Source organism: Psychrobacter sp. M4, assembly GCF_055699795.1.
In genome coordinates this window covers 1,791,804-1,811,170 of record NZ_CM146740.1, presented here as the reverse complement: position 1 = coordinate 1,811,170, position 19,367 = coordinate 1,791,804, and the positions used below count along the sequence as shown (strand labels likewise).

14 protein-coding genes are annotated in these 19,367 nt (G+C 44.9%); 8 read left to right on the top strand and 6 right to left on the bottom strand.

Going from position 1 to position 19,367, the window contains the following annotated elements:
* Positions 1–116 precede the first annotated feature (116 nt).
* The 3 genes from ACR63N_RS07360 (at position 117) to ACR63N_RS07350 (ending at position 5,060) form a co-directional block, all read left to right on the top strand.
* On the top strand, positions 117–1,247 hold the full coding sequence (locus ACR63N_RS07360; protein ID WP_472781771.1) for a DUF1176 domain-containing protein: 1,131 nt from the start codon (positions 117–119) through the stop codon (positions 1,245–1,247).
* Positions 1,248–1,809: 562 nt separating this feature from the next.
* Positions 1,810–3,438 carry a DEAD/DEAH box helicase CsdA gene (gene csdA / locus ACR63N_RS07355; protein ID WP_367103156.1) on the top strand — a complete coding sequence of 543 codons (1,629 nt, stop codon included), beginning with the start codon at positions 1,810–1,812 and terminating at the stop codon, positions 3,436–3,438.
* 377 nt (positions 3,439–3,815) lie between these two features.
* The gene (locus ACR63N_RS07350; RefSeq protein WP_367103157.1) at positions 3,816–5,060 is read left to right on the top strand and encodes a DUF819 family protein; all 1,245 of its coding nucleotides are present in this window, start codon (positions 3,816–3,818) and stop codon (positions 5,058–5,060) included.
* Positions 5,061–5,698: 638 nt separating this feature from the next.
* Here ACR63N_RS07350 and ACR63N_RS07345 read toward each other — a convergent pair.
* On the bottom strand, positions 5,699–5,932 hold the full coding sequence (locus ACR63N_RS07345; RefSeq protein ID WP_472781770.1) for a hypothetical protein: 234 nt from the start codon (positions 5,930–5,932) through the stop codon (positions 5,699–5,701).
* Positions 5,933–6,335: 403 nt separating this feature from the next.
* Between ACR63N_RS07345 and ACR63N_RS07340 the strand changes: the two genes are divergently transcribed.
* The 3 genes from ACR63N_RS07340 to ACR63N_RS07330 all read left to right on the top strand — a co-directional run bounded on the left by ACR63N_RS07340 (position 6,336) and on the right by ACR63N_RS07330 (position 11,291).
* A complete protein-coding gene (locus ACR63N_RS07340) occupies positions 6,336–7,268 on the top strand; it encodes a helix-turn-helix transcriptional regulator (protein WP_367103160.1) in 933 nt (310 codons plus the stop codon).
* A gap of 241 nt (positions 7,269–7,509) precedes the next feature.
* Positions 7,510–10,116, top strand: coding sequence for an excinuclease ABC subunit UvrA (locus ACR63N_RS07335; RefSeq protein ID WP_472781769.1), 2,607 nt, complete (start codon positions 7,510–7,512; stop codon positions 10,114–10,116).
* Between the two features lie 161 nt (positions 10,117–10,277).
* Entirely contained in the window at positions 10,278–11,291 is a 1,014-nt protein-coding gene (locus tag ACR63N_RS07330; protein ID WP_367108716.1) for a nuclear transport factor 2 family protein, read from the top strand.
* A 13-nt stretch (positions 11,292–11,304) separates the two neighbouring features.
* On the opposite strand, the gene ACR63N_RS07325 is transcribed toward ACR63N_RS07330, so the two are convergent.
* From ACR63N_RS07325 to ACR63N_RS07305, 5 genes are all read right to left on the bottom strand, one after another.
* Positions 11,305–12,336 (bottom strand): D-alanine--D-alanine ligase family protein, encoded by a 1,032-nt coding sequence (locus ACR63N_RS07325; RefSeq protein WP_367110899.1) that lies wholly within the window; start codon positions 12,334–12,336, stop codon positions 11,305–11,307.
* Between the two features lie 182 nt (positions 12,337–12,518).
* Positions 12,519–13,193 carry an HAD family hydrolase gene (locus tag ACR63N_RS07320; RefSeq protein ID WP_367103164.1) on the bottom strand — a complete coding sequence of 225 codons (675 nt, stop codon included), beginning with the start codon at positions 13,191–13,193 and terminating at the stop codon, positions 12,519–12,521.
* 193 nt (positions 13,194–13,386) lie between these two features.
* A complete protein-coding gene (locus tag ACR63N_RS07315; RefSeq protein WP_367108718.1) occupies positions 13,387–14,127 on the bottom strand; it encodes a proteasome-type protease in 741 nt (246 codons plus the stop codon).
* A gap of 54 nt (positions 14,128–14,181) precedes the next feature.
* Entirely contained in the window at positions 14,182–14,967 is a 786-nt protein-coding gene (locus tag ACR63N_RS07310; RefSeq protein ID WP_367103166.1) for a transglutaminase family protein, read from the bottom strand.
* A gap of 23 nt (positions 14,968–14,990) precedes the next feature.
* Positions 14,991–17,339 (bottom strand): circularly permuted type 2 ATP-grasp protein, encoded by a 2,349-nt coding sequence (locus ACR63N_RS07305; protein ID WP_367107410.1) that lies wholly within the window; start codon positions 17,337–17,339, stop codon positions 14,991–14,993.
* Positions 17,340–17,621: 282 nt separating this feature from the next.
* Between ACR63N_RS07305 and rhuM the strand changes: the two genes are divergently transcribed.
* Complete coding sequence (gene rhuM, locus ACR63N_RS07300) at positions 17,622–18,653, top strand: RhuM family protein (RefSeq protein ID WP_367103168.1); 1,032 nt, start codon at positions 17,622–17,624, stop codon at positions 18,651–18,653.
* 3 nt (positions 18,654–18,656) lie between these two features.
* On the top strand, positions 18,657–19,328 hold the full coding sequence (locus ACR63N_RS07295) for a GDSL-type esterase/lipase family protein (protein WP_367103169.1): 672 nt from the start codon (positions 18,657–18,659) through the stop codon (positions 19,326–19,328).
* The last annotated feature ends 39 nt before the right edge of the window (positions 19,329–19,367 follow it).

The following is a 19,367-nucleotide window of genomic DNA, read 5'->3' as shown; positions in this document are numbered from 1 at the left end:
TACTTTACATAATGATACATTGTCACAACAGATAAAAAATTAAATAGGTTAAGCTACTGAATAGCTTATTTTTTTAATATTCAACGTTTGTATCCTTTTATTGATAAGTGAGAGTTATGAAGGATTTATGTTACAAGCTTGAAGCGGCGCTTAAAAGTTCTTGCAACTATAGATTGCTAAGCACAAATCGAGTACGGTCATTATTAATAACTACCAGTACCGCTTTGCTTAGCACACTAGGTTATGCAGGTGAAGAACTGGTTCATCAAGATTGGCAAGTAGCTTGTGATAATACTCGTACCTGCCGTCTGGCAGGTTATCAGGCTGAAAACAACAGCGACTTTCCAGTCTCTGTCATGCTGGTTCGCCGTGCAGGTAGTGAGGCTGAGGTGGCTGGTAAAGTCAAACTTGGTGGTGGTAAAGAGAGCTCATCAAAAGCATTACTACAACTGGGCAATCGTCATCGCATGTCTTTATTTATCGACGATAAAGACTTGGGGGAGATCAAACCTTTCTCAACAGTAGCAGGTGATGCCGAGCTGACCTCTGCTCAAGTCAACGCCTTACTTGAAGCCTTAACCAAATCTAGCAAAATTGAGCTGGTACTACGTAACTCACGCTGGCAATTGTCTGATAAAGGTGCAACGGCGGTTATGGTCAAAGCTGATGAGGTGCAGGGGCGAGTAGGAACCTCATCAGCTTTGGTTGGTATTGAAGGGGCTACCAAATCCAACAGCAATGTATTGGCCCCTATGCCTGCACCGCAGCTACGTCTGGTCGTACCCGACCCTAAAATGGCTGCCAATACTAAAAAATTCACTATGAAGGCTTCACAGCTCTCAGCTCTAGTAAAAGGTACTATAAAGGATGTCGATACCAGCTGTCCTAATTTGAGCAATAAAACGCCTTGGCGCATCAGTCGTCTCAGTGACAGCCAGTTGCTGATACAGCACAACTGCTGGAGTGGTGCCTACAATGTAGGTAACGGCATCTGGGTTATTAACGACAACAAACCTTATAATCCGGTACTTGTAACCACCAATGCGACCCATTATGACAGCGGTAAGATAAGCTCCATACAAAAAGGACGCGGTATTGGCGATTGTTTAAATAAAACGGACTGGATATGGACAGGTAAGCGCTTTGAGAAAAGTCATCAAAGCAGTACAGGGATGTGCCGTATGATTGAGGCGGGCGGTGCTTGGCAACTGCCAACTTATGTCTCTGAGGTTAATGCGCCTCAATAGCGCCCTAGTAATTAAGTACATGGTTTGCGTGTAAGTATGCACTCTTGTGCAGCATACTAAACCTTTTATGATAGATTAAAAAATAAGTAGGGATAGCGCTTTAGCTGTGCTATACTACGTCGCCACGCAAGCTTAAGCTTACGTGTATTATGAGATTGATAACATCGCCTGCGATTTTGGGCCTGGGATGGCCAAAAGTAATTGTTGCCGATGATTTTGTGTACTTAAATAACGATCTATTAAACACTCTGTTATTTTTGACTCATATCTTATCTACTAGCCTATAGATTGGCTTAAATTGGGTGTTATTTGCCTTTATCTGCTTTGGACAAAGTAGTGATAAAGTTGGAGTAACAGACAAAGATAAGACACTCGGCACTACCACCAAAATACGTCAGACAGCACGTTAAGCCTTTTATTGAATTGATATGCCTTTAGCAGATCAGTTCACCGTTATCGATATTTCGGTAATGGCTTTATAATGAGCTTATGTGATGAACGGTTATCAGTGGTAGGCATCAAGCCTGTTGAATTTGCAACGGCTTTACTACCAAGGATACTCATGACTGACATCTTATCTGCAATGCTAGACTCTGAAACTACCTCTACTGCTGAAAATACCAATACTGAAACACAAACTAACGATATTAGTTTTAAAGACCTCAATATTGCCAAACCTATTCTTAGCGCCCTTGAGCGCAGTGGTTATACCAGCCCAACACCTATTCAAGCCCAAGCGATTCCTTTTGCTCTAGAAGGTCGTGACCTTTTACTATCAGCGCAAACGGGTAGCGGTAAAACCGCCGCTTTCGTAATTCCACTGCTTGATCGTTTAAGCCGTGCCACCACCTTTGACAAGCTAACCAAAGCCTTAATCTTAACACCAACCCGCGAGCTTGCTCAGCAAGTCCATGATAGCGTGCGCACTTATTCCAAAGACATGCGCGGTCTATTTTGTGTGCCTTTAGTTGGCGGCGCGCCTTATAATGGTCAGATCACAGCGCTCAGAAAAGGCGTGCAAGTCATCGTCGCCACCCCTGGTCGTCTGCTTGATCATATTAAAGCGGGCCGTGTTGATTTATCACACCTTGAAGTATTGATACTTGATGAAGCGGATCGTATGCTCGATATGGGTTTTGCTGATGATATCAATGATATCTTAAAAGCGGCGCCTACCGATCGTCAGACCATTATGTGTTCGGCGACTTGGGATGGCCCAGTTGGCAAAATCGCAGCTACTTTTACCAAAAATCCTGAGCGCGTCGCTATTAAGGTAGAGTCTGCGCACATCGATGAAAAAGTATATTACTGTGATGACTTTAATCATAAAAACAAGATTTTAGACAAGATCGTTTGTCAGCCAGATATGGAACAAGTCATTATCTTTGCTGCAACCAAGCGCAGCACTGAAAAGCTTGCCAAACAGCTGGCCGATGATGGTCATAAAGCCAGCTTTTTGCATGGCGATCTGCCGCAAAGCAAGCGTAACCGTATCGTACAAGACTTGCGTAATGGTAAATGCAAAATCTTAGTGGCAACTGACGTCGCTGCTCGTGGTTTAGATGTGCCAGCAATATCGCACGTCATCAACTATGACTTGCCGCGTCAAACCGAAGATTATGTACACCGTATTGGTCGCTGTGGCCGTGCTGGTCGTACTGGGGTTGCTATCAGCTTATGCAGCATGGATGATCGTCCGCAGCTAAACGCAATCAACCGTTATCTTAATCGCAAGATGGACGTAGAAGTTATTGAAGGCTTGGAGCCGAAAAAGACTTATGTTCCTAGTGATGATAAAGGTAAAGGCCGCGGCCGGGGTCGTGGACGCTCAAATAGTGGTGGTCAAGGACGCGGTCGTTCAAGTGGCGGTTATGCTGGTAAGTCGAGCAGTCAAGGCCGTGGTCGCTCAAGTGACAATACTGCGACTACTCAGCGCGCCAGCAACGACAGCGGCTATCAAGGACAAGGTGCTGGCAAGTCGCGCGACTCATCAGGCAAACCAAATGATCGCTTTGGCGGTAAGCCTTATCAAGGCAAGCGCAGTGGTCCTAGCCGCGGTGATGGTACTAGCGCGCCGCGTGGTGATCGTGCTGCAACCGGACGTGGTCGTCCAAGCGGTAGCCAAGGTCGTCCAGCCAATCGCTCAGGCGCTCAAGGTCGTCCAAATGGCAACCGTGGTAAGAACTCGTAATAAACCATCATTTGATATATTAAGTTAAATCTCTATTGAGGTTTACAGATAGTTTAAAAAAAGCCAGATACTTGTTATCTGGCTTTTTTGTGCTTCATACCTTAATTTAATGAACGCTTCTATAGTTGTTGTAGGCTGATGCTAAAATCACCTCAAACGTTGTTATAAACCTAGCTAAGGTCTAGACATTATCTTCGGTTTACGCCTAGTTTGATGCAATTTTAGCTATCAGCAGTCCTAATATCTGAATGTTCAACAGATCCTAATAACCTGACAAGCTGAATCTAATTTTTTAGCTTTAATAAAGCTGTGCTTGCACCTAAGTTTAGCTGTGTCTATACTGCAAGTTTTTTTGCCACTCACCTTGGAGCTATTTGATGCCCGCTATCTCTGACTTAAAAATAGACAGCCTACCGCTAGCTTTTGGCATCATTATGGCGATTATTGGTATAGTATTTTATACCCAAGGATTACCGGGCAAATTTTGGCGACGCTTTTATGCGGTACTGCCGGGTATCGTTCTATGCTGTTTTATACCCGCGACGCTCAATAGTTTAGGGGTCTTCGCAGACGGCATTGGTTCGCAAATCTACGGCTTTACCGCTACCTATCTGTTGCCAGCAAGTTTGCTACTCATGACCTTATCTATGGATGTACCTAAGATTTTGGGCTTAGGCTGGAAAGCGATTGCGATGTTTTTTGCGGCCAGTATCGCGATTGTGATTAGTGGGCCGATCAGTTTGGGACTGGCTAAATGGGTAGCGCCTGAGATGTTCGTTGATGATACGCTATGGCGTGGATTCTCAGCGGTAGCGGGCAGCTGGATTGGCGGCGCGGCAAATCAGGCGGCAATGAAGGAGCTGTTTGGGGTTAGTGATGACTTATTTGGCATGATGATACTGGTTGATACCACCAATGCTTCACTGTGGTTACTAGCGATACTTATCATGGCCAAACACAGCGATAAAATTGATAAATTGCTAAAAGCTGATAGCAGCAGTATCGACAGGGTAGTTGCTGCCGTCGAGAGCTACGAGCGCGATCATGCTCGTCCTGCAACTTTAAATGATTTGATGGTGATGTTTGGACTGTGCTTTGCCATGGTTGGGGTGGCGCATTTTGTCGGAGGACAGATTGCAGATTTTTTTGCGCCATATAGCTGGGCGGTACAGTATAGTTTTGCTAGCGCGTTTTTTTGGATGGTGGTCATTATTACCTTGATAGGGGTTATCTTCTCTTTTACCAAAATTCGTAGGCTTGATCATGTTGGCGCCTCCAAAATCGGTACGGTGTTTATCTTTGTACTGATCGCCGCTATTGGTATGCAGATCAATTTGGCGGGTATCGTCTCACAGTGGCGCTTGCTGCTTATCGGTTTGGTGTGGATGATTATCCATGTCATTATGATTTTTATTTTTGCTAGAGTCATTCGCGCGCCGTTTTTCTTTTTGGCGGTGGGTTCTAATGCCAATACCGGCGGTGCTTCCTCAGCACCTATTGTGGCAACCGCTTTTCATCCGTCATTGGCGCCCGTTGGGGTGTTTTTAGGCATTATGGGCTATGCGGTAGGTACGTTTGGTGGTTATATCAGCACGCAGATGATGCGCTTGATGGTAGGGTAAAATCTTAAATATTTTCACTAAAAAAAAGCCCATCCTTGGGCTTTTACAACATTCTATTAAAGCTTTATCCTTTAGGCTTTTACTATATTTTATTATTAATGTTATTTATTATTATAGTTATTTGAGAAGATCTGAGCCTATTAATCTAATACTCATGACCCCATAAAAACTGATAAGATAATCATTATTGTCCAAAATACTAACAGCCGTTTTAAAAAATATTCTGTATACATAGAACACCTCTTATTTTTATTTAGTTAATTCAGCACAGCTTATAGGATTCCATTTTATTGATTTTGCTCCGTATCCTTATAAACTGCAAATTGCAATTTTCGTAATACTGTATTTCGTCTTTTTCTGTTTTCTCTAAACTTTTTTGATAAACATAATCAGCTAAAAAAACCAAACCATTCTTCATTAGTTTTAAATCATAAGTCGACAAATCTGTATCTTGATCTATATCAAGTAGCGTAACCTTTGAGAATAGAGTGAATAATTCCAAACTGAGATTTTCATATTGCTGCTTTTAGCGTTTTCTATCAACATAATTTGCAAGCCACTACTAACCAAATTTAGCTCGTAATCTGATAAATTTAGACTCATATCCATATTGTCTTCCCATCGTTATGTAAAATTTATTACTTTTTTGTCACTGCAACTATCTCAATCGGTATCGCGAATGACCATTGCATGCCGCTTGTGCAGTAGAAATAGCCTTCTTTATATGACGTAATAAAAAACGTAAAATCATTGCCGACCAAATCTTGTATAGCTTCTTCATCACTATTGTCAGAAACAGCACACCACACAGGCTTATTTTCTCGTTCCAACACGATACGAGTCAAATGACTACCTGTTAGTTTATTGCTCATCACAGTGACTCCAACTATGCGCTGCTACACGCTTAACTTAGTATGGTAAGCTATTGATTATCATCAATAATTAAAATTAAAATATATTTTAATTATATACTTACTATCGTAAGGGATATACTTAATATTTAGCAAGACAAATATTAGTTTATGGGCTAGTACTAAAAAACTGTAAGCAGTAGAAACAGCTTTTATCCTATTCTAAAACTAATACTAATAAATAACCGTTTATTTAAGGAGTGGTTCTATAAGTCAGAATCATACAATTAAGCAGACAGGACAAATTAATTTTTATGGATGTTAACTAAAAGTTAATAGGTAGCCACATGTTTATACTTAACTCTATTTAAACTTCGTATAAGATTACAAAAAGGCTCTGTATATAATTTTAAGGATGAAGTTTATGGACGCGCTTAGTACTCTATTACAGCAGACGCAGTACTTGACTAAAACTCAGTTTTTTACTTTAAAAACTGCAGGGAACTGGGCTTACTCAATAACCAATAAAAATATGATGTATTTTTATCTGGTTCAGTCTGGCAGCTTTTGTATTAAAATAGGAGATGTGTTGCGAGTAGCGTATGCTGGTGACATTATTATGATTCCAAATGCTAATAAACATATTTGTCATGCGCACGGTCATCATGGAGACAATGCCAAATCGCTGGATAAAAATATATCCAATTATGATCAAGGTACTATCAATTTCACTAAAAGCAGTGTGTTGGATGCACAATTGATACTGATTGAATGCCAATATGACGAGGATCTGTTTCGACCGCTAATATTAGCGTTACCACTTATATTACCTGAACACGAAGATATGGATATAAGTCAGTTTCAAGCGATTGGTAGAGCGGTTAGTTTTATGGCACTAGAATTTGAGTTTAATCGTCTGGGTAGGCTTGCGATGATTAATGAATGGGCAAGTATCGTGATGATTGAGTGCTTGCGTACCTATATCGAAGGCTTGCCTGAAACGGCAGATAACTGGCTAACAGTAATGATAGATCCACATTTATCTAAAGCGCTAAGGGTAATGCATGAATCGCCAAATATTAGTTGGACGACTCGTGATCTTGCTAAAGAGGCTGGAATGTCGCGCTCAGGGTTTACTCAGCGTTTCAAAGACATTGTTGGTATACCGCCACTGACTTATTTGACCGATTACCGCTTACGTATTGCTGCCCGCCGTCTACGCTTGCAACGAAGCAGTATTGCTCAGATTGGCGAGATGGTCGGCTACTCGTCACACTCAACTTTTAGTCAAGCTTTTAAGCGAGTTTATGAGATGTCGCCGAGCGAATATCGCAAGCAACAAAAAGATAGAAATTAAAAAATGGTTTAAGGATTTCAACGGCTACTAATGAACGTTGCCCTTCGATGGCCGTTTTGTTATCTAAGAGAGTAAAGTTATCCTTTTGTCTATCTATGCAAGAATACGTAAGCCTGCCGTTAGTTCTTATTTGGACATGTTAGACTGTTTTGCCCTGTCAAAAATATTCAGCTAAGCATACTCAAACTATACCTCAAAGCGTAAAACAGGGATGATAAGTATAAACAGGAACGGCTACTTTATGACCAACAACTTAACCAAAGCTCATTACAATAATGACCACAAAGCCAGTAATCTAAAAATTCCCCACCACACTGATTATCATCTCCAAAGCAATGTGCAACATGGTATTGCTCAAAACGGTATTCAAGTCAGAGGCGCGCGCGTTCATAACCTAAAGAACATCGATGTTGATTTGCCGCGTAATGCGCTGGTGGTATTTACAGGGATATCAGGCTCAGGGAAGTCATCGCTGGCTTTTGGTACGCTCTTTGCTGAGTCACAGCGGCGCTATCTAGATTCAGTAGCTCCTTATGCCCGGCGCCTAATTGACCAAGTGGATGAGCCTGATGTCGATGCTATAGAAGGATTGCCGCCAGCGGTCGCCTTGCAGCAGCAACGCGGCACGCCTTCGGTACGCTCATCGGTGGCGAGTGTTACTACTATCTCTAATGGTTTGCGTATGCTCTATTCGCGGGCAGGGGACTATCCAGATGGGCAAGAGATGCTCTATGCCGATGCGTTCTCACCCAATACACCAGAGGGCGCTTGCCCAACCTGTTCAGGTATTGGACGGGTATTTGAGGTAACCGAGAATTTGATGGTTCCTGATGCAACCAAAAGCATTCGCGAGCGCGCTATTGCTTCGTGGCCAGGCGCTTGGCAAGGGCAAAACTTAAGTCGTATCTTAACCACTTTAGGTTATGATATCGATGTTCCGTGGCATAAATTGCCCAAAAAGTCTCGCGATTGGATTTTATATACTGACGAGACGCCAACGGTACCGGTTTATCCTGAATACAATGTAGAACAAGTGCGAGCGGCTATTAAAAAGGACGAAAAGCCCAATTATATGGGCACTTATATCAGCGCCAAGAACTTTATTTTGCAATCATTTACAACCACTCAAAGCCCGCGAGTTAAAAAACGGGTCTCGCAGTTTATGCAAATATCCAAGTGTCCTGAATGTCATGGTAAGAAGCTCAAAAAAGAGTCGCTAGCGGTTAAATTTGCAGGTCTTGATATTGGCGAGCTGTCACAATTAACGTTAACAGAGCTTGCCTCCAAGCTACAAGGTAGCGCCCACGCCCGCTTAAATAGCCCAAACTATAAGCACAATCCTGAAAAAGCCATTGTAGCGCAGCGCATTACTAGCGATATTCTCGCACGGGTTGAAGCATTGACGAGACTAGGATTAGGCTATCTATCACTTGAGCGTACCACGCCGACTTTGTCGCCAGGGGAGCTGCAGCGTTTGCGTCTGGCAACCCAAATCCGCTCGCAACTATTCGGCGTGGTCTATGTCCTTGATGAGCCGTCGGCGGGGCTACATCCGGCTGATACGCAAGCGCTGCTCGGTGCTTTGGATGAGCTGATAGCCGCTGGCAATTCGGTGTTTGTGGTCGAGCATGATGTGAGCGTCATCCGTCACGCCGATTGGGTGGTCGATGTCGGACCCAAGGCTGGCGTGCATGGCGGCGAGATTGTTTATAGCGGACCTGTAGCGGGTTTACGCGGCGTTAGCGAGTCATCAACCGCGCAATATCTATTTACTGATAACGACAGCGCAAACCAGCAAAACTTAAGACAACCTACTGCTTGGCTTAAGCTTACTGAGGTAGAGCGTAATAATATACAAGGTTTAGAGGTTGAGTTTCCGCTCAGGGTACTAACTAGTGTTACTGGGGTATCGGGTTCAGGCAAATCAAGTTTAGTCAGCCAAGCAGTAGTCGAATTAGTCAATGAAGCATTGGGGAAAAAGACAGTTGCCCAAGCACCAACCGATGAAGCCGATTTGCTGGAGCAAGAGTTTGAAGCACCAACAGGCGGGCGCATTGTCTCTGGCATGGATAAAGTAAGCCGGCTTGTGAACATTAACCAAAAAGCCATTGGCCGTACACCGCGCTCAAACCTTGCTACTTATACCGGATTGTTTGATTATGTGCGTAAATTATTTGCTGCCACTAAGCTTGCAAAAGCGCGCGGTTATGATGCTGGCCGCTTCTCATTTAATACGCCAAAGGGACGTTGTCCCAATTGTGAAGGTTTAGGGTTTGTTAGCGTTGAGCTTTTATTTTTACCTAGTGTTTACGCACCCTGCCAAGTCTGTCATGGACAGCGCTATAACGATGAGACGCTTGAAGTCACTTATCGAGATCAAAATATTGCTGAAGTGCTAGATTTAACCGTTGAAAAAGCTCATGATTTTTTCGCCGATGACGCGCCTATTTTGCGTGCGTTAAATGCTTTATTGCAAGTGGGTCTTGGTTATCTGCGTTTAGGTCAACCAGCTACGGAGCTATCAGGCGGGGAGGCGCAGCGTATTAAGCTTGCCACCGAGCTACAACGCGTTCAGCGCGGCGATACGCTCTATATTCTTGATGAACCGACCACTGGTTTGCACCCAGCTGATGTCTCTATGCTCATGGCACAGTTAAATGGGCTGGTTGATGCGGGTAACACCGTTATTATGGTGGAGCACGATATGCAAGTGGCGAGCAATAGTGACTGGATTATCGATATGGGGCCAGGAGCTGGGGACGCAGGCGGACAGATTGTCACTCAAGGGGTGTCAGCTACAGTAGCACAGTCAAAGACTAGCCGAACCGCACCTTTTTTATTGGCGTAACTAAAGGATATTCTTGAATCTTCTACGTTCTATTTAGATGTTTTTAACTAACTATAATTTTTGTCTAACTATAATATAATGGCAAAACATAACGAAGCGCTAGCTTCTGTAGCGTCTTAACCATTCACGCGTCCTAACGATTCAATAATAAGAGAGAAAACATGAATATCCAAGAAGCCAAAAATCTTGTGCAAGAGTGGCGTCAAGCGCTTTTTGTTCCTGATGCTAATATACAAGAGGTGATGGCAAAATACTGGCCTGCCGAGGCAAGTTTTAAGATCGCTTATCCTTTTAATCATCAAGATCGTGATGGGGCGATTCAGAACTATTTTGTACCATTATTCAACAGCTTTACCGATATTGCGCGCCGCGAGGACATCATGGTTACAGGCGAGGACAAAGGCGCGATATGGGTGGGCATTAACGGCCACTATGAGATGAGCTTTTATGAGCCGTGGCTCGATATTCCGGCGACAGGCAGGCGCGCAACCTTGCGCTTTGGAGAGGTTTACCGCGTTGATGAGTCAGGACTGACTGAGGCGCAAATCTTGATCGATATTCCTATGCTCATGGCGCAGGCTGGAGTCAATCCCTTGCCAGAAAGTTTGGGTAGTGAGCTTGCTGTACCCAGTCCAGCTACGCAAGATGGTATGCTATACGATTCGCAATCACCGGAGGCGACAAAGACCTCACTAACGCTGGTCAACGATATGTTATCAGGGCTGATGGAGTTTGATGGTAAAACCTTGGAGTCGATGGCAATTGAGCGTTTTTGGCACCCCAACATGAACTGGTATGGCCCTTTTGGTATTGGCACCACTCGCGGCACTGCCGGATTCCAGCATGGTCATCAGCATGATTTTGTCATGGCTTTTCCTGATCGTGACGTGGTCACCGATGTGCGCTTCGCTGAGGGCAACTATGTAGTGTCCAGTGGCATGCCCTCCATGCGCGCGACCCATACAGGCGGCAACTGGTTAGGGTTGCCTGCGACCAATAAAGAGCTTACCATGAATGTCATGGACTGGTGGCGCCGCGAGGGCGACCTGCTAGTAGAGAATTGGGTGCTGATTGATCTATTAGATATCTATAATCAGCTAGGCGTGGATATGCTCGAGCGCATGCGCAAACTGCAACAGGGTAGCGCGAAAGCTTCTAGTAAAAATAAGGGCTAAAGCTCACTAAAAACTAACGTGCCACGGTTAACGCTTCATCTACCATCTGCTTAAAAAAGGTATTTAGATCTACTCCCGTCGCTTTGATCATAGTAGGGATAACGCTTTTGGGCGCAAAAGAGCAGTACAAGCCCGCCTCCAAAAACCAAGGCTTACCCTCGGCATCAATGCGAAAATCGAACAGACTGTAATGACGACAGCCCAGCGCTCTATGACTTAGCTTTGCCGCCTCCCAAACCCGAGCAACGTCTGGATCGTCAGCATGTACTAGCCATGTTTGCGTAGGATCTTTGCCAGCAAACGCTAGATTGCCTTGCTCGTCCTCTGCCAGCTTGCTAGAGTAGGCGCGAATAGGATGCATTTGCGCGTCCATACGGTACTCCTCAAGTGGCAGACAAACCAGTTTCCCTTGCCGCTCAATAATGCCGCAGCGCACCTCTCGGCCAAGCTCGATAAAGCGCTCAACCAATACCTCGTCTGAATCAGCAAACGCTGTCTTTAGCGCTGATGCATAGTCCGCTTCGCTATTGACTAATGTCACTCCTAAAGAGTTGTCGCTTTGGGTGGGTTTTACTACTACCGGAGGCTTAAAACTTGGCTTATCGCCTAGGCGTAGTAGCTCACTTTCAGGTACGGCTACCCCTGCTGCTGCCACAACTGCTTTGGTTTTGGCTTTATTGGCGGTAAGCGCTGTTAGCTCCGGCGTATTGCCTATATAAGGAATACCTAGCAGAACAAGCAGGGCGCGATAGTCGCTCATACCCGACACACAAAACATCTGCGGCAAGGCCACATCGATCTGCTGGCGCGATAAAAACTGTACTGCTTCGGCGAAATCAAGGGTCTTAGCAGCAGCAATATCAGCATCAGATAGCGAGGCGGGGAATCGCCACTTTTTATCAGGCGTGACATAGGCAATTAAAAAACTATAGCGCGCAGGATCTGCTACAGCGTGGATACAGCTATCGGCATAAAAGCGTGATAGATCGCAATAAAACTGATCAGTAGGAGAGCCAACTAAGTGCAGGATACAGCGCTTTGACATAATAAATTATTCCTTTTGATTAGCTACCTGTCGAATAGTTACCGTCATAATTAGATATTTTTAGTAATTAGCTACTACTAAAAGCTGTCAGTAAAAATTGGCGAACAACCAACAATTCTTAGCCAGCGAGCACATAGGCACCCGCTGGCTTTTTTTAAAATATCGATATCAGCTTGGAGCGTTTATTTTGGTAGGTTTAGCTCAAAGCCTTCAAGTGACGTAAGCTTCTTATCCGCTGCACTAAAATCTTGCTGATCGGTAAAATTACCTGGAGTAACGACCGTATAGATTCCTGCCTGTTTTGCCGCTTGTAGGGATGGTGAGCTGTCTTCAACAGCAATCACTTCGCTGGCATCGACTGATAAGCGTTTTAAAGCGCTCAGATAAACGTCTGGCGCAGGTTTGCTTGCATCGGCGTCATCTCTTGTGAGGACTGCGCTAAATTTATCTAGCGGTAGATCATCACCTGCCGCCTTGGCAATAGCATCGATATTGTCTTGATAAGTTGAGGTGACTAAGGCCAGTTTTATGCCTTGCTGTAAAGCTTGGTCAATTAATTCGGCGACACCAGGGCGCAAAGTGATGCCTTCATTAACGATCTCTTGGCAAGCCAGCTCGGTTTTACGCGCATGAATACGCTCAATGTCGTCTTGGCTAAGGTTAGCCTCTTTTTCTTTATTTAGACGGGTCAAACGCTTAACGCCGCCAGAGTCTGTAAGCAGGTCGCGATAAGTGTCTTTGTCCCAGTGCCAATCAAGCCCGGCTTCTTTTAGAGCTTGATTGTAAGCGCGGCGCTGAATGTCAGAGGTTTCGGCCAGTACGCCGATTGAGCCAATAAATAGGGCAGTAGGTTTCATAAGGCATCTTCCATAAATAGTTATTATTAGGGTCTTAGATATAGGTTGCGACTTAAGTTGTCATTTAAGGTGCGATTACGGTCAACGTCCATCCCTATATACCGTGCCAGCATTGCTACTTATATTCAAGTAAGTAAACGTAAGACTGTATAGTATTGTGTTCATGCTTATAATTGTTGCCTATGACCTATACTCAGTCCCAATAATCATTAGGGCAGGCGGGCAATTCTACTAAAGTACGGCGCAGCGCGTCTGCCCACTGACGGCTGATATCGAGAAAATACTCATCGTCTGCTTTGATACGTCGACCTTTAGGCAAAGTTAAACTGTCGTTTTGATAAATCATAAAATCGATCGGCATGCCGACAGATAAGTTTGAGTGAATGGTGGAGTCAAAAGACAGCATTAGCGCTTGGGCGGCATGATTGACATCGGTATCGTATTCAACCGATCGATCAAGAATAGGCTTGCCGTACTTACTTTCGCCCAGCTGAAAGAATGGCGTGTCACGTGTGGCTCTGATGCAGTTGCCTTCAGGGTAAATCATATATAGCTCGGGCGCTTGGCCTTTTATTTGACCCCCTAATAAGAACGAGCTGGTAAAGGTACCGCTATTATTATCATTAGCGATCATTTGCGCGTGTGCCATAACTTCACGCATACAAGCGCCTACCATCTGCGCGCCATCAAACAACGTCGCTACGGTATTGAGATTACTCTCGCTACGCTGATTGATATCGTTTTGTAATTTGTTAAATACCGCTTGCGAGGTGGCAAGGCTACCAGCGGTCTGCAAGACCATGAAGCGTTCGCCCTCAACACCGTATTGATAGAGCTTTCTAAACGTTGAGATGTGATCAACGCCTGCATTGGTGCGGGTATCGCTTGCAAAAATCATCCCTTTTTCTAGGCGAATAGCAGCGCAGTAAGTCATAAATTATCCTTGGTAAATTATTATTCGTAAATAGTCAGCTCATAAAAATTAAAGCTATGATAAGCGCGTCACCAAAACTTGACTGTAAAGATTCTCGTAGCCGCCGCCCATGCGTACGCCGCGTACTGGCGCGGTATCTGAGTAGTCGCGGCCAATAGCCACGTAGACGTGCGCGCTTGGCTGAAACATCTGATTGGAGATATCAAAGGTGTACCAGTAACCATCCAGCCAAATCTCAGCCCATGCATGACTTGCCATATGGTTTTCAGTATCATCATATAGGTAGCCTGAGACGTAACGCGCGGGGATTTGCTGGTCACGGCATAGACTGACAAACACATGGGTATGGTCTTGACAGACTCCAGAACCCATCTCAAAGGCCTCGCTCGCCGTGGTGCCTACGTGAGTGGTATCTTTAACAAAGGGCATTTTCATAATCAGCGCGCCTGCCAGCTCTTTTAAACTATCAAGAGTAGGTTTTTTTAGATAAGGCTTAGCAAAGTCGCGCATATTTTGTGAGCACTGGGTTAAAGGGCTTTGTACGGTAAATAGTAAATAGGGGACCTGACCGGTGTCCTCTAAGCGCTCGGTATCGGTGTTGATCTCCACGATACCTGAAGCCTGCATTTGTAGATTATCGTGTGCTTCGTTGCGACTTAGCGTCAGCCAGTCGTTACCAAAGCCATCTTTTTGCGCTGTGGCAACTTTAGGTAAAAGCACATTCCACTGATGAATAACTTGGTGCGGCAGCTGCATGGGCGTCATACGAATGTACTGTACGCTGCGCTGGGCCAGATCGCCATAATAATAATTGGTTTGATGACTGATTTGTAGTTTCATAATGCTGTCCTTATAAAATAGTCCTAAACGCCTTGCTGCAAGATAATACTAAACTCACGGCTAATTAGCTTAAAGTCGCTAAACTGCTTGGATTTGATCATCTGATTGGTAAGACGGGTCAGCTCGCGCCAGCGGGTGTTCTCAGGCAATTGATTGATCCAGTGTTTAAACGCTAAGCTGATCTGTGTGGTGTCCTCATTCAATAATACGGCGCGCTCAAGTTGCTCAAAATAGCGGCCTAATTGCCAAAAACAGGTTACCGTAGGGTGCTCTTGCTTCATCGCTGCATTACAAGCGTATAGCTGTAGCGTTGCCGCGCGGTAAGTCCCAGCGCTCGATAAGCGTTTGATAAGGTTATATAGCTCAGCGGTGTCTTTACCGATAACGCCTTTGGCATCTTGCACATTGGTCTCAATAGAGGTGACCACGCTTGGAATTTTACTTTGCTCCAAATCGCTTAGTATTTGAGCTTTCATTACCTTAAGCGAGCTATCTGCATCAGCGTTAAAGCCCAGACGGTTAATAAGATGCTGCACCTGCGTCTTTTTAATATCGCCTTTGATGAGCTGCTTTATGATGTGGTCATAGTAGTAGAGGCGCTCGCTGTACCTACCTAACCAAATCAGATGGCTACCTGTAGATAACAGTAGGATCATTGGTGCATCGTCAAGGTCCTCATCATAGCCGGCTTCGATAGGCTGCACACGGTTGTAGTAGCTGGCATGTCCAGCAATACTGACATCTTGATTGTTGGCTGTCAGCGCTTTAGTAGCTGTGGAGGAACTACTATTATCTAAGATACTGTCGTCAACCACCCAAGTATCTTTGATACCGCCGCCTTGTGAGGAGTTGACGACTAAAGAGTCCTCAACCATCGCTACCCGAGTGAGGCCGCCTGGGACGATATCTACTGAACCATCACCGTGACTGAGGATAAAGGGACGCAAATCAATATGACGCGGCGCGATACCATCGCTGACAGCAGTAGGGTTGGTGGAGAGTGAAATGGTGGGCTGGGCAATAAAGCCTGCTGGGTTCTCAAGCAAACGTTTGCGGTAGTCGCTAATCTCCTGCTTGGTGGACGTCGGCCCGATCAGCATACCGTAGCCGCCTGAGCCCTGCGTCTCTTTTACCACCAGCTGATCTAAATTATCGAGCACATAAGATAATTCATCAGGTTTACGGCACTGATAGGTTTCAATATTGGGCAAGATTGGCTTTTCATTTAGATAAAACTTAATCATATCGGGGACAAACGGATACAAGCTTTTATCATCAGCGACACCAGTGCCGGGTGCATTAACGATCACGACGTTGCCGGCCCGGTAAGCACTCATAAGCCCTGACACCCCCAAAATAGAGTTTGCTCGAAAGGCTAGGGGGTCAATAAAAGGGTCGTCAATACGCCGATAAATAATATCAACTTGCACCTTACCGCGAATGCCCTGCATATAGACTTTACTGTCCTCAACCACCAGATCGTAGCCGTGTACTAGCGGCACATTCATCTCATGCGCCAAAAAAGCATGCTCATAATAAGCGCTATTAAAGCGTCCAGGAGTCAAAATCACGATTTGTGGATCGTATTTACTCATGGAGCTAGCAAGGCATTTTTTGAGACGCTGAGGATAGTCGCTGACATCCAATACCGGAGTATGCGCGAACAAATCGGATAATAAGGTTTCTGATATACTGCGGCTCTCAAGCATGTAGGAGACGCCAGAGGGAGTACGCAGATTATCTTCTAATACACAAAACTGACCACTCTCATCGCGAATCAGATCGATACCGCTGATGTGCGAATAGATCGGTTTATCCAGCTCAATACCCATCATCCACGGCTCATAACAGCCGCTAGCGTAGACGTAGCTATCGGGGACAATGCCTTCTTTCATAATGGCTTGATCGTGATAGATATCATGCAAAAAGGCATTGAGCGCCGTGATACGCTGCTGACAGCCTTTTTCCACCTGTTGCCATTCGCTTGCGGCGATGATACGCGGGATAATATCAAACGGGATCATGCGCTCGATGTTTTTGGCGTCGCTATAAACGGTAAATGTGACGCCTTTTCGGTAAAATATGTTTTCAGCTTGCTCATTTAAGTGATTAAGATTATCAATGCTGATCTCATCAAGCCAATCACCAACTGCCTTAGCCACAGGACGATACTGCTCTGTGTCGGCTTTTAGCTCATCGAAACATTGCCGCTTTTTTTTAGAGGTTTTTTTGGTATTTTCTGTAGTGTTTTCAGCAGTCGCCTCGTTAGCATTAGCATTTGTAGCCTGATTTTGGCTCTGGTCTTGAGTATCGCTTGCTGTTTGGCCTTGATTTTGACTCTGGCTCTGAGATTGGGTGCTTTCTTTAGTCATAGATACCTCACGCGTCCTTGGTAAAGTTGGGGATAGTGGTAACCAGTAAAGTTATATTTATCCTGTGTGGCGTTGTGCTATGTTGTGCAATACGCTCAAGATGCCTCCTGCATCTTATAACGACTATACCGCGTCTGGATGGTAATGCACAATAAGTGTTTGATGTTTCTTAGGTCTATTTTTCTATTATGAACTTAAGTCTAATGCCGCTATAGTATTGGAACTATTATAAAAAAAGGCATGCTTTGGTAGCTTGTTAATATATGAATAAAGGACGAATAAATGAAGGTCGCTGACAATATGAAAGACAACTATACGGAAGAGAATCATGCAAAAATAGAGATATACAAGCTGGCAGGTGGCGCGTCTGATATCCGCGTACACATTGAAAACGACAGTGTCTGGCTAAACCGCCAGCAACTCTCGACGCTGTTTGATCGCGATGTCAAAACCATAGGCAAACACGTTAATAATGTCTTTAAAGAAGGTGAGTTGGATAAAGACGCAACTGTCGCAAATTTTGCGACAGTTCAAACAGAAGGCGATAGAAAGGTTGAGCGTCAAGTTGAGTACTACAACCTTGATGTCATCATCTCAGTAGGCTACCGGGTAAAATCAAAGCGTGGTACCCAGTTTCGTATTTGGGCGACCCAGCGTCTGCGTGAATACCTAATACAAGGCTATACCTTAGATCAACAGCGTTTTGAGAAAAACTCAAACGAGCTACAGCAAGCGCTGAACTTGATTAAAAAAACCGCGCAAAGTCCTGAATTAAAGACCGATGAAGGGCGCGGTCTCGTTGAGATTATCAGCCGCTACACCCAAACCTTTTTGTGGTTGCAGCGCTATGATGAGGGTCTGCTTGATGATCCAGCAGGGCAAGACGGCGGAGTATTACCCAGCACTATGGAGGCGATGACGGCTCTCAATAATTTAAAAGCCCAGCTTATAGTAAGGGGTGAAGCAACCGAGCTGTTTGCCAAGCCGCGCGGTGACGGGCTGGACAGTGTCTTAGGTAATTTGCAGCAAACGGTATTTGGCGAGCCTGCTTATCCAACGATTGAGAGTAAAGCGGCGCACCTATTATATTTTATGGTCAAAAATCATCCCTTTACTGATGGCAATAAACGCAGCGGCGCTTTTTTATTCGTCGATTTTTTACATCGTAATCAGCGTTTGCTTAACGCGCAAGGTGATATGGTGATTAATAATACCGGTCTTGCTGCGCTAACTTTGTTGGTTGCCGAATCCGATCCCAATCAAAAAGAGACGCTGATTAAACTGATTATGAACATGTTGTCGTTAGAAGGATAGGCGATGATTTTAAGTATAAATAAAAGTGCAAATAAACTAAGCGTGCAGCCTGTTAAGCTAGCAGCTACCTTGGCAGCGATACTAGCAGGTGTTAGCGTAACCGCATGTAGCGATAAGCCAGTAGCTCAGCACCTGCCAGCGAATAGCAAAGTTATTGCGCTGGGCGATTCGCTCACTTATGGCTATGGCGCTAGTCCCAACGAGGCTTATCCAGCACTGCTTGCTAGTATGACCGGCTGGCGGGTGCTCAACGCTGGCGTCAACGGTAATACCTCAGCGGACGTGCTGGCGCGCACCGATACTGTGGTGGCACAAAACCCTGATCTGGTGTTGCTTGGCGTGGGCGGCAACGACGTATTGCGCCAGATTAGTCCCGTGACGACGTCGGCTAATATTACCGCGACCATCGGTAAGTTCAAAGCTGCCAATATTCCGGTGGTACTGATTGCTGAGCCCTATTTTAGTAGCAGTATTTTATTTGGTAAGGCCAGCGACAACCCTATTTATAAAGATATCGCCAAGCGTGAAAAGGTAGCTTTATACCCTAAGCGCTGGTCGGAGGTGATCTCCAATGACCGTTTAAAGTCGGATCAGATCCATCCCAATGCGGCAGGCTATCGCTACTTTGCAGAAGGCTTATATGCTTACTTAAAAGAGGAAGGGTGGGTGCGTTGATAGAGGCGTCAAAATATTAATATTTTCCAAAATCTAAAC

Bases quoted from the DNA above. Each gene is read 5' to 3' on its own strand.
- ACR63N_RS07315 (WP_367108718.1), bottom strand. From the start codon at position 14,127: ATGACTTACTGCGCTGCTATTCGCCTAGAAAAAGGGATGATTTTTGCA.
- ACR63N_RS07360 (WP_472781771.1), top strand. From the start codon at position 117: ATGAAGGATTTATGTTACAAGCTTGAAGCGGCGCTTAAAAGTTCTTGC.
- ACR63N_RS07345 (WP_472781770.1), bottom strand. From the start codon at position 5,932: ATGAGCAATAAACTAACAGGTAGTCATTTGACTCGTATCGTGTTGGAA.
- ACR63N_RS07325 (WP_367110899.1), bottom strand. From the start codon at position 12,336: ATGTCAAAGCGCTGTATCCTGCACTTAGTTGGCTCTCCTACTGATCAG.
- ACR63N_RS07335 (WP_472781769.1), top strand. From the start codon at position 7,510: ATGACCAACAACTTAACCAAAGCTCATTACAATAATGACCACAAAGCC.
- ACR63N_RS07320 (WP_367103164.1), bottom strand. From the start codon at position 13,193: ATGAAACCTACTGCCCTATTTATTGGCTCAATCGGCGTACTGGCCGAA.
- ACR63N_RS07340 (WP_367103160.1), top strand. From the start codon at position 6,336: ATGGACGCGCTTAGTACTCTATTACAGCAGACGCAGTACTTGACTAAA.
- csdA (WP_367103156.1), top strand. From the start codon at position 1,810: ATGACTGACATCTTATCTGCAATGCTAGACTCTGAAACTACCTCTACT.
- rhuM (WP_367103168.1), top strand. From the start codon at position 17,622: ATGAAGGTCGCTGACAATATGAAAGACAACTATACGGAAGAGAATCAT.
- ACR63N_RS07305 (WP_367107410.1), bottom strand. From the start codon at position 17,339: ATGACTAAAGAAAGCACCCAATCTCAGAGCCAGAGTCAAAATCAAGGC.
- ACR63N_RS07295 (WP_367103169.1), top strand. From the start codon at position 18,657: ATGATTTTAAGTATAAATAAAAGTGCAAATAAACTAAGCGTGCAGCCT.
- ACR63N_RS07330 (WP_367108716.1), top strand. From the start codon at position 10,278: ATGAATATCCAAGAAGCCAAAAATCTTGTGCAAGAGTGGCGTCAAGCG.
- ACR63N_RS07310 (WP_367103166.1), bottom strand. From the start codon at position 14,967: ATGAAACTACAAATCAGTCATCAAACCAATTATTATTATGGCGATCTG.
- ACR63N_RS07350 (WP_367103157.1), top strand. From the start codon at position 3,816: ATGCCCGCTATCTCTGACTTAAAAATAGACAGCCTACCGCTAGCTTTT.